Origin of the sequence: Ilumatobacter sp. (assembly GCF_041688325.1) — a bacterium.
Taxonomy (GTDB): Bacteria; Actinomycetota; Acidimicrobiia; order Acidimicrobiales; family Ilumatobacteraceae; genus Ilumatobacter_A.
Window position 1 is genome coordinate 1 of sequence record NZ_JBDNIJ010000271.1, and the last position, 11,545, is coordinate 11,545.

At 61.9% G+C, this 11,545-nt stretch carries 8 protein-coding genes; 7 read left to right on the forward strand and 1 reads right to left on the reverse strand.

All coding sequences use genetic code 11. The annotated features are described in order from the left end of the window. Positions 1-367 precede the first annotated feature (367 nt). The 3 genes from ACH2EI_RS14845 (at position 368) to ACH2EI_RS14855 (ending at position 4,071) form a co-directional block, all read left to right on the forward strand. Positions 368-2,767, forward strand: coding sequence for an AAA family ATPase (locus tag ACH2EI_RS14845; protein WP_395157219.1), 2,400 nt, complete (start codon positions 368-370; stop codon positions 2,765-2,767). Then, positions 2,764-3,378 carry a hypothetical protein gene (locus ACH2EI_RS14850; protein ID WP_395157221.1) on the forward strand — a complete coding sequence of 205 codons (615 nt, stop codon included), beginning with the start codon at positions 2,764-2,766 and terminating at the stop codon, positions 3,376-3,378. The genes ACH2EI_RS14845 and ACH2EI_RS14850 overlap by 4 nt, the downstream gene beginning before the upstream one ends. A gap of 390 nt (positions 3,379-3,768) precedes the next feature. Next, positions 3,769-4,071, forward strand: a complete 303-nt coding sequence (locus ACH2EI_RS14855) for a hypothetical protein (protein WP_395157223.1) — start codon at positions 3,769-3,771, stop codon at positions 4,069-4,071. A 241-nt stretch (positions 4,072-4,312) separates the two neighbouring features. Here the strand turns inward: ACH2EI_RS14855 and ACH2EI_RS14860 are convergent, their stop codons facing one another. Next, positions 4,313-5,755: a hypothetical protein gene (locus ACH2EI_RS14860; protein WP_395160591.1), complete on the reverse strand. Its 1,443-nt coding sequence runs from the start codon at positions 5,753-5,755 to the stop codon at positions 4,313-4,315. Positions 5,756-6,576: 821 nt separating this feature from the next. Here ACH2EI_RS14860 and ACH2EI_RS14865 point away from each other — a divergent pair. From ACH2EI_RS14865 to ACH2EI_RS14880, 4 genes are all read left to right on the forward strand, one after another. Further along, on the forward strand, positions 6,577-7,149 hold the full coding sequence (locus ACH2EI_RS14865; protein ID WP_395160593.1) for an Ltp family lipoprotein: 573 nt from the start codon (positions 6,577-6,579) through the stop codon (positions 7,147-7,149). A 266-nt stretch (positions 7,150-7,415) separates the two neighbouring features. Next, positions 7,416-8,960, forward strand: a complete 1,545-nt coding sequence (locus ACH2EI_RS14870; protein ID WP_395160595.1) for an N-6 DNA methylase — start codon at positions 7,416-7,418, stop codon at positions 8,958-8,960. Next, entirely contained in the window at positions 8,957-10,141 is a 1,185-nt protein-coding gene (locus ACH2EI_RS14875) for a restriction endonuclease subunit S (RefSeq protein WP_395160597.1), read from the forward strand. Before ACH2EI_RS14870 ends, ACH2EI_RS14875 begins: the two co-directional genes overlap by 4 nt. Before the next feature lie 44 nt (positions 10,142-10,185). Beyond that, the coding region (locus ACH2EI_RS14880; protein WP_395160599.1) for a DEAD/DEAH box helicase family protein at positions 10,186-11,545 on the forward strand (1,360 nt) is incomplete at its 3' end.

The window sequence follows — 11,545 nt, forward strand, 5'->3', positions numbered from 1 at the left end:
AGGTCCGCGGCAGCACCTCCGTTCGGATCCCGATCGAGGACGTGTACGCCGTGCTCGGGATGGAAGTCCCAGCCAATGCCCAGGTGGTGGCGTAATGAGCGCCGCCGCACCGACCACCGCAGGCCCTGCAACGCACTGATCCCGCACGTCCCGAGAGGGAACGAGCGGGACCAGAGGCACCTTTGAAACTGCCTGCAGTCTACGCAAATTCTCGGACCGAGCGGGATCTCCCCAACAACTGGAGATCTCCAATGACCAAATACACCCCCACTACGAACGAAGCCGACCTCTGGGACAGTCACCCAGGCTCGATCATCGACACCGCTGACGCCATCGGGTCCGTTGCCATAGTGCTCGGCGGCCCACGATGAGCGCCGACTGGAGGCGTGACGACGTTGAGCGACTCCACGGACTCGGCTACCACCTCCTGCCGACGGACGGCGACAAGCGCCCGGGTGCCAAGTGGCGGCTCGGCGGCATCGACTACGTCAAGGTCCAGCCGACGCGTGCAAAGATCAACCGGTGGGAAGCGATGGCCGTCGGCTGGGCGGTGACGTGCGGTGGACCGCTCCAACTCGTCACCTACGACGTTGAGGCCGAGGGGATGGCCGATAAGACCGAGAAGGGTGAGCTGATCCGCAGCGAACTCGACGCACTGCCGGACACGTGCAAGCGGCCGAGCCCGTCGGGTGGCATGCACGCTTGGCTCCGGGTCATCGACGAACCGGCACCGACCGGGGTCGGGTGCAAACTCGTGTCGTCGGTCGGCGCCGACGGCGAGCTGACATTGCTCGCCGAGTACCGAGGTCACGGCCAGTACGCCGTCATGCTCGGTCACGGCCGCGGCGACCTGGCCGACGACTTCGCACCACACCCGATCACGCTCGACGACCTCACCGCAAAGTTCGAGCGGCTCCGTGCCGTGTCCGACATCAAGCCGAGGCTCAAGAAGGCTGGCGAGCCACGGCAGCCGAAGGAGCACTCCGGTGACGTGCGGGACTGGGACAAGGAGCCGCCGACCGACACCGCCGACGTGCTCGCTCACGCCATCATCGACGGACGGCTCGAATGGACCGACGTGCTGCCGGACGGCTGGGAATGCGTTGGCAAGTCGTTCGACGACTGGACGTACTGGCTGCGGCCCGACGCTGACTCAGCATCCTCGGCGAACGGTGCCGAAGGCCGTGGCACGCCTTCGCTCACGGTCCATTCATCGTCCGTCGAGTGGGCCGAGCCAGGCGAGTCGTACTCACCAGCCGACGTGCTGGCACGGGGTCGGCTCGGGACTGACCATGCCACGGCGATGAAGATGGTGGAGGACGCCACGGTGGCATGGCCCGTCGTGGATCCGGACAACCCGTTGTGCGACTGGCCCGACTCGGTCCTCTCGCAGGTGCGTGCACTCCGCAAGCAGCAGCATGACGAATACCGGCAGAAGGCGAGTAACGCCGAATCTGACGCCGGCGAGGACGACGAGGTGTCGTCGTTCGAACCGATCGACCTCGGCGAGTACCTCGACGGCGAGGTGGTCGAGATCACGCCCGACCTGCTCATGATGACGAACGGCAAGGCACTGCTGTACGGGTCGCGGCTGAACGAGGTCCACGGTGACTCTGGAACCGGCAAGACCATGTTGGTGGTCCAGACTGTGGCCGAACTGCTGGCGAAGGGTTCGTCGGTGATGGTTGTCGATATCGAGGACAGCCCCGCCCCACTGATCCAACGGCTCCGACAGATCGGAGTCACCGACGACCAGATCCGCCGTGGCGTGGTGTTCATCCATCCGACCGACGCCTTCGGCCGACCGAACGTCGACCGGCTCGTGAACGCTGCGGTCGAGCACAAAGTCGCTCACGTGTTCATCGACTCACTCGGCGAGGCGTTCAGTCTCAACTCGGTTGACGAGAACAACGACAACGAGGTCGGGCCGTGGATCAGGAACGTCAGCCGTCGTCTGATCCAGGAGGCCGGGTGCGGGGTAACCCACATCGACCACATCACCAAGTCGGCAGACAACCCGCTCCACCCTTCGGGCTCGAAGCGCAAGCGGGCAGCGATCACCGGGGTGTCGTGGTACATGCACTCCATCGACCCGTTCGACATCCACAACGGCGGCCGGGCGCGGCTCCGCTGCGGGAAGGACCGCCACGGCAATTACAAGCGTGGTGAGGACGTTGCTGACCTCGTGATGACCATGGTGTCGTCGAGTTGCTTCCTGAAGCTCGAACCGATGGCATCGGCCGACGACCGGCAGCACCGCAAGGAGGAGGCGCTGGTGCGCGCCGTCGTCGACGCCGTGAGAGCCTGCACGCCCGACTGGCTGTCGCTCCGCAGCGTCCGTGACGAGGTCACCGGCCGGAACGCTGCCATCGGCGAGGCCCTCGATACTGCCCGCAACCGGGGCCACATCGAGGAGCAGTCGGGATCGAACCGTGCACGCGAGTTCCGCTTCGTGAGGGCCTACGCCGACCCCTGGATTGACGATCTGAACGACGCCGGGACTGGCGACCCCGGAACCACTTCGGGAACCACGCACTCAGAGGGCGGTAGTTCCGAGGGTCGGGAACCACGCGAAATACCGCCTGGCCAGGGAGAACGCCACGGCGGCGTTGGTGGTTCCCAGGTGGTTCCGGAGGGTTCCGGAACCACTCCTGAGCCCAGTGGTTCCCACGGTTCCGCCCCCTTAGAAGGGCGGAACGGGAACCGCCCAGGTCGAGACGACAAGAAGAAACACAAGCCAGCACCAATCAGAAGGAAGACAACATGACCGAAACAATCATTCCAGGCGTGGCGACAGTGATCGCCGCCGACAGCGACCTGTGGCTCTTGGCCGTCGAGAGCCACACCACACCGAGCTTCATCGCCTGGCCGATCACTCACTGGCGGATCACTGACGACGACCCGGTGGCGCTGCTCAACAGTTCGGGCGTCCCGATCTGGGCCGACCGGATGTTCCGCCGCACCGATCACCGCTCCTACGTCACCGGAACCGACTCCGCGCTGTGGCGTCCGGCGCTGGCCCGACTGATCGAGATCGAAGTGTTGGACCTCGTGCACATCGCCCGCTCGGCCGGTGCCCGCTACGTCACCGACGAGATGTCCGGCACAGTCCTCGACGACGACGGCGCCACGATCACGATCGAACGGCTCCGCGAGGGTGACGGCGAATGGGTCTGTCCGGGCGACGACGACGACGACCCAGTGTTCCGGCGGGCACAAAACCTGGCCAGCAACGTGAACGCTGCGTTCGAAATACTCCTCGACATCGAGGACGGCGGCGAGATCCTGCTCAGCGTTGATACGGCTGACCGGATCGCTCGGGGTCACGCACTATCGGGGCGGGCTCCCGACGAGGGGCAGGCACAGCATGCGCTGTGACGCCGCCGTCGATCACTGTCCATCCGAGGGCGGCACCGCGCTCGCTGGCTGTGGCTCCGTGTGTGGGCATGCCGTCAATGCTACGACCGTGCCGATAACGAGGCCCGGCACTCGACGTTGGCCGCCCGATGTCGACGCCGATCGTGACGACGACGAGCGCTACCCGATCGCTCTCCGTAAGCAAGTGCGGTTTTTTTGGTGCCCATGCTCAGCGAGAGCACCCCGATCACGGGAAGAATTTACAATGCGCTGTCAGCAAAGGATGCGATATCGCTGGATTACGACCAGAAGAGCCAGATTTGATGCTCCTTGCCCTGTAGGCACGATATTTAACCCCATTCGCATAGATACACCCCAGGCCTAATTTCACCCTTAGAGAGGCAAATTATTATGACTTACGAACCCAACGATGAGACACCGACCAACATGGTCGCCGCCGTGGCCACCCGGGACCAGATCATCGCACTCAACGCGTTGGCCGACCGGCTGGCGACTGAGTTGGACGCCGGGGATCTACCAAAACACGTCGTTGCACCGATCAGTCGGCAGCTCGCTCAGGTGCTTGCAACAGTGTCTGACCTCGAAGCTGCCACCCAGACGCAGACACTGGCCGAAGCTCTCGCCGAGGCTCGCGTGTCTAGGTTGTCCCGTGAGGCCGCCAACTCGACCGTACGGATGGCGGCCGGAGAATGACGTTGGCCGAGAAGTTCGCTTGCAACGCGTTGTCACCGATCCCGGGCGCTTCGGCGCGCACCCCAGCGGCGCTTCGCACAGTGCCGCTCGGACAAGCAGCCTTCGACGCTGATCTCGACGGCGTCGATTCTCGATCGGCCCCAGCCGACTGTAGGGAACCGACGCGTCGTGCGAGCGCCCGAGCGATGCACAGAGGTGGGCGAGCCGATCGGATCGGAGTGGCGTCGGAATAGCTACTCGGTCACCGGGCAGCCAATACGTCCAAGATGGCCTCCCCGGGCTCATACTCAACGTCGGGCATCGTCGAGTCAAAGCTGCTGCCGGGATCATCTTCAAGACACAGGTACGACGCGATGTGAACTGCGGTCGTCGACGCAATCAAATTCAGAATGAATTCGTCCGCCGTCTTCGGTTGCGGCAAGAACGATCCAAGGGCATCAGCAGCCCCACTGCGACTCATGCCCAGCTCGTACAGGCCACAGGTTGATGTAGCGAAGCTAACTAGGAGTTCAGGTTCCGACAGGAGCAGGGTCGCCAGATCGTCGGCCTCTTCGGCACCGATCGTCTGCTGAGTAATCGCCGCCCACTCCTTGGTGTCGATGATGCCATCGCTTCGATAGTCCATAAGTCCGGCCTCTTCTGCAGGCGAATCAGCTGGTAGCTCGGCAGCGCTAGTGACTGATGCAGCGAATGCCTTGTAGTCGCTGCCGTATCCGGTGCCTGCGTAGATGAACTCTGAACCGATGTCGTTGGCTGGGGCGACGAAGCACGTTGTGCCGGAGATCGTGCCTTCGCTGAACACATCGACGTACAGGTCGATATCGCTCGGGGTAACTCCGCAGTTAGTTCCGTATTGGACATTGCTGTCGCCCGAGGCATTGATCGTGACGTCGAAGCCGGAGGCCTTGGCTTCACCGTTGTAGGTAAGTGTGATATCCGCTGCGACGAACCGATACCCGTCAGGGGGCGGGTCGTTGAACCGATTCTCGGCCATCACGGCATCAGTGATATCGACCATCGGGGTGTCGACAGTCAAAGTCCAGTCGTCGCCGATGTCGCCGGGGCTTCCGAGTGGGACTGGGTTAAGGCGTCCGTCAGCGGCCTTGCTGTCGTGTACTCCGCGAAGAGTCGGCATCACAGCAACGCCGGTCGGTGATGCTGAGGCATCGAGAAACACGTCGTTGTTCCCATAGCCGCTTGAGGCGTACAGCTGCATCATGCCGGTGTCCGCCTCGGTCGTCACGAAGCACAAGTTGCCTGTGACGACACCGCCAGCGAACACGTCGATGTAAGTCTCAAGGCGATCGGGGAATACGCCGCAGCCGTACGCGTCGAGCTCGGAGTTTGCCGAGGCGACTGCTTCGATGGTTGGACTGGAAGGCGTGGTCGGATCGTCAGTGCCATAATATCCAACGGCAACGGTGACGAAGGAGAATCTGGTGCCTTCAACCGGTGGATCATTGAACTGGTTTTCGTCCATCACGACGCTGGTCGCGTCGTCGGCTACGCCGATCACCTGCAACCGCCAACCATCACCAAGGTCGGCGATCTCTCCCACTGGCACCGGGTCGCTGCGTGTCCCGGTCAGCCCAGCCGGAGCGCCAACGATCCCGCTCGACACCGGGATCGTCGTCGTAGACGTCGTGGTGGTGTCCGCCGGTTCGGATTCGGTTGAAGGCGGCATCGTCGCAGGACTTGTAGACGAATCGGGAGCTTCGGTCGACGCCGCAGCCTCGACGGCAGACTCTGCAGTATCGGACGGTTCCTCCCCAGCCAATCCGCCTGAACTTCCTCCGCACGAGGCAAGGATCAGACAGCCGACAGCTGTCCATCCAGCTCGTAATGTTCTGCTCTGACTCATAGCCTTCTCGTTTCTCGCGGAATCTTCGAACCAGATCGCACACGTCGGCACTTCGTCGCTGTGACCGCACGAAGCCTTGGCCGGTTATTCGAACTCGGCTCCACTTGCACCGAGATTGGCAGCATTCTCACTCACGACTCGCTGAGCCGCATCATCATAGCCGCCGGCGTTCTCGGCTCTGAGCTCGAGCGAAAGCGTGACGTTCTCGCCGAGACGGCAGCGACGTGCTCAAGTATGTCGGCTAACTGCGCAGCACCACGCAGGCGATCAAGGTCGAAAAGTGCGTAGAAAGAGTTGACCGTCGATCCCGAGGGAACATCACTTTCTTTACTTGACCCTCCGTCGCCAATCCCAGTCCCGTCACCCGCCAACCCACCATCAGGTGCACGAACCGCATCGTCCGGTGTCTGGGGCATCGGGGCGGGAACGTGGTCAGGGTGGATCAGCCATCCACCAGGTGTCGGCATGACCATTTGATTCGTCGTCACACCAACCCACGTGTCTCCGTCATGTGCCTCCGCATAGGCAAACGTCTCCTGTTGCCAGTTCATGTTGCTCGTGCCGTCGCTCACGGCGCCATTGAGCACGTCGACTGCATCCGCCGAATCGTCAAACTTGGGTTCACGAGTTTTGAGGACGTCAGGGTGACGAGTCTTGACCTGTCCGCTGTCGGCGACGAGGTGATCGGATACGGAGTCACGGGCGACTTTACATCGGAGGCGGCTGGGATCGAGCTCGTGGTTGAGGTCCATATGGACTTCGCAGTCGTGCAGATCGGTAACGCAATCACGGCGCTCGAGTTTTACTCAGCACGAGAGGAACTCACCGGAGCCGAACCCTTTACGCCCGAGGAGATCGACCGTTATGTGGCACTGGCGGCTGATCGGCTCGACGGGAAAATCGAAACCGATGCCCCCGTGGCGGAAATGACAATCGGTCAACTCAACGCCATCGGCAGCGCCAAGAGCTATCTCGACTTCTCCGCCTTCTCCAAGTCTGGTCTGATCGACCAGTTGATCTATGAGGGCTACAGCAAAACGGACGCTGCGTTCGCCGTCTCCAACATCACCGTCGATTGGAATGAGCAGGCAGCGAAATCGGCGCAGTCGTATCTCGACTTCTCATCGTTCTCCCGCCAGGGTCTGATCGACCAGTTACTTTACGAGGGCTTCACGACCGGCCAGGCAGCGTCCGGCGTGGCAGCAGTTGGCTTTTGATGCCGCCGTCGATGTTCCCCAACACGACTGGGACTGAGCAGGTGGTCGGGCGCTGCTGGCCGTGGTCAAAAAAGACCCCACCAGGCCGTGGCAGGAGATAACCGACGAGGGGCACCGCAAGGTGGTCCGGGCGACGGCCGTGCAGATGATGACCCAGCCCGCTCGTTGAAGCCGCAATCTGTGGGTCGGCGCTTTGACCCTCGTCGGCCCACACTGCCGCCGCCTACAGTCAGTCCGATGGCTATGCAACAGAGGCGGACCACGCGATGATCACTGGTGAACTGAAGTTGAAGATCGACGCCGTCTGGAACGACTTCTGGTCTGGCGGTATCTCCAACCCATTGGAGGTGATGGAACAGCTCACCTACCTGCTGTTCATCAAGGGCCTCGACGAGCAGCAAACGCTCGCTGAGCGCAAAGCGAACCGCACCGGCCAACCCATCGAGGACCCGGTCTTCCCGGAGCGCGAGTTCAAACCCGACGACGCCACGATCGGCCGACCGTACGGAGATCTGCGTTGGGACCGCTTCAGGCACCTGCCCGCCCAGGACATGTACGACCTCGTCGACAAGTACGTGTTCCCGTTCATGCAGGAACGCGCCGCGAACAGTTCTCACGCCAAGCACATGAAGGGCGCACGCCTGACGATTCCCACTCCGGCACTGCTACTCAAAGCGGTGGACGGGTTGGACGGAATCCCGATGGAGGACCGCGACACCAAGGGCGACGTGTACGAGTACATGTTGTCCAAGATCGCCAGCGCCGGGCAGAACGGTCAGTTCCGTACGCCGCGCCACAACATTCAGCTGATGGTTGAGATGACCGCACCGACCCCGTCGGACATCATCTGTGATCCTGCGAGCGGCACCTGCGGGTTCCTTGTCGCCGCCTCCGAGTACATCCGCCACGAACATCCCACCGCACTCACCGATGCTGCGTCGCTGCGGCACTTCCAGAACGACATGTTCAACGGCTACGACTTCGACAACACGATGCTCCGTATCGGGTCGATGAACATGCAGCTCCACGGCGTGCAGAACCCGAACATCTCCTACAAGGACTCGCTCGCTCAAGAGCACGCCGGTGATGTCGAGGCGTACAGCCTCGTGCTCGCCAACCCCCCGTTCGCCGGATCGCTCGACTACGAGTCCACAGCCAAAGACCTGCTCCAAGTCGTGAAGACAAAGAAGACCGAGTTGCTCTTCCTCGCTCTCTTCCTACGGTTGTTGAAGCCGGGCGGCCGGGCTGCGGTCATCGTCCCCGACGGTGTGCTGTTCGGCTCGTCCAAGGCTCACAAGGAGCTGCGCCGGATACTCGTCGAGGACCAGAAGCTCGACGGGATCGTGTCGCTGCCATCGGGCGTCTTCAAGCCGTACGCCGGAGTCTCGACAGCCATCCTGTTCTTCACGAAGACCAACTCGGGCGGCACCGACAACGTCTGGTTCTACGACCTCCAAGCCGACGGCTACAGCCTCGACGACAAACGCACCCCGCTCCTCAACACCGACAAGCTCGCCGTCAACGCAACACTCACCGACGACGAACACACCAAGAACAACCTCCCCGATGCCCTCGCCCGATGGAACGATCGCGACCGCAGCGAGAACGAGCGGACACGAACCGACCAGTCGTTCTGCGTCCCCAAAGCAGACATCGCCGCCAACGACTACGACCTCTCTATCAACCGCTACAAAGAGATCGTCTACGACGAAATCGAATACGCCGCACCCAACGAGATCCTCGACGAACTCACCACCCTCGAAACCGAGATCCAGCAAGGCATCGAAGACCTCAGGGCCATGCTGAGATGAGTGGGAATCTTGTAGCGCTCAGCGAGATCGCTGAAGTGAAGCTCGGTCGGCAGCGGTCGCCGAAGAATCACAATGGTGATCAGATGCGGCCGTACGTTCGTGCAGCGAACGTCGGTTGGAACGGCTTGAAGCTGGACGATGTCAAGACAATGAACTTCACGGACGCCGAGATGCGGATCTACCGGCTTCTGCCAGGCGACATCCTCTTGGGTGAGGCGTCGGGTTCGGCAGCGGAGGTTGGTAAGCCCGCGATCTGGGCTGGCCAGATCGAGAATTGCGGTTTTCAAAACACCCTGATCCGGGTTCGACCTCGTGGCGCTGACTCTCGCTATCTGCTCCACTACTTCGCTCATTGTGCGGCTTCAGGACTTTTCGCCAGGAGGTCTCGCGGCGTCGGTATCTTTCACCTCGGTCGTAAGGCTTTGGCGGAATGGCCGATTCCGATTCCGCCGATTGAGGAGCAGCGGCGGATTGCGGCGGTGTTGGATGCGGCTGATGCGCTCCGGGCGAAACGCCGCGAGGCGCTCGCCAAGCTCGACACGCTCACCCAAGCCATCTTCATCGACATGTTCGGCGACCCTGTCGCAAACCCGAAGGGCTGGCCCGTCGTCCGAATTGGCGAAGCACTCGCCTCGGCGACCTATGGCACGAGCAAGAAAGCCGGTCGTGCGGGTGAGTTCGCTGTTCTCAGGATGGGAAACCTCACTGGGGATGGTCGGCTTGATCTAACCGACCTGAAGTACATCGATCTTGAAGGGCGCGAGCTCGACAACCATCTCGCCCACTCCGGCGATGTTCTCTTCAACCGAACGAACAGCGCGGAATTAGTCGGGAAGACCGCCGTTTACCGCGGGAGCGAACCCATCGCCTATGCCGGATACCTGGTTCGCCTGAGGCCCGGCGACCGGCTCGACGCCGAATACCTTGGCGCATTCATGAACCTTCGCACCACGAAACAGACGCTGCGAGCGATGTGTAAGAGCATCGTCGGAATGGCAAACATAAACGCCAAGGAAGTGCAGACAATTGAGATGCCCCTGCCGCCGGTCGACTTGCAGAGATCCTTCGCCTCGGCCCGCGAGCGGTCCGCTGTTCGCCGACGTTCGATGGAATCCCAGGCCGCGCAGTTCGACACACTCTTCGCTGCACTCCAACAACGGGCGTTTCGGGGTGAGTTGTGAGCCAGTTCGGGTTCTTGGAGGCGGAGTTTGCTGATGAGTTTGTGATGGCGGAGTGGGCGGAGCGGCATGCGTTGTCGGATCCGGGGCCTGCGGTGATTTATGCCCGGAAGTGTTTGGAGTCGGGGGTGAAGTGGGCGTTCGCCTTCGACCGTCAGTTGCCGATTCCGTATGAGGACAAGCTGAACGCCTACTTGAACGAGCCGGCGTTTAAGGACATTGCTGACGGTCACCTGTTTACCGTTGCGAAGAAGATTCAGCGTGCCGGTAACCGGGCGGTGCATGAGTCGAAGGCTCCGACGGGCTTGGAGGCGGTCGAGGTTGTTTCGTCGTTGTTTCTGTTCTGCAAGTGGCTGGCATGGACCTACGGACGCGAGGACAAGCCCGAACCCACCCTCAAGTTCGACCCGAACGCCCTCGCCGATCTCAACGTCAGCGAACAACCCTCGCTCGCCGAACGGCAGCAGCTCGAAGCGAACCTCGATGAGCAAGCCGAAGACGCCAAACTGGCGCGCCAGCGGGCGGCCGAGCTTTCGCAGACGGTCGCCGAGTTGGAGGCAGAGCGGGCTGCGCTGATCACAGCGGTCGCTGCCGCGAAGGAGGCTGCTGCGTCGGCGCCGGTAGCGGAGCAGGATTGGTCTGAGTTCGAGACCCGTAAGTACAAGATCGACCATGAGCTTGCGTGGGCCGGTTGGCGGCTGAACGACAGTCGTGACCGCGAGTTCAAGGTGTACGGGATGCCGTCGACCTCGGGTGAGGGTTATGTCGACTACGTGTTGTGGGGCGACGACGGTTTGCCGTTGGCGATTGTTGAGGCGAAGAAGGCAATGCTGTCGCCTCAGACTGGTCAGCAGCAGGCGAAGTTGTATGCCGACTGTTTGGAGCAGATGACTGGGCAGCGTCCGGTCATTTTCTACTCGAACGGCTACGAGCACTGGTTGTGGGACGACACCGGTTACCCGCCTCGCTCGGTGCAAGGTTTCCTGACCAAGGATGAACTTGGGCTGTTGATTCAGCGGCGGACGACGAAGCTGTCGTTGGCCGGTCTCGACATCAACACCGACATTGTTGGTCGTCCGTATCAGGAGCGTGCGATTCGCGCTATCGGCGAGCACTTCGAGGTCGACAAGCAACGCAAAGCACTCGTCGTGATGGCGACCGGAGCAGGCAAGACCCGGACCGTCATTGCGCTTGCTGATCTGTTGATGCGGGCGAGCTGGGCGAAACGGGTTCTGTTCCTTGCTGATCGGACTGCGCTCGTGAAGCAGGCCGTCAACGCATTCAAGGAGCACCTGCCCGACTCGTCACCGGTAAATCTGGTGACCGAGGGCAACGAAGAAGGTCGCGTGTATGTGTCGACGTATCAGACGATGGTCGGCAAGATCGACGAGGTCCAGAACGACGGGA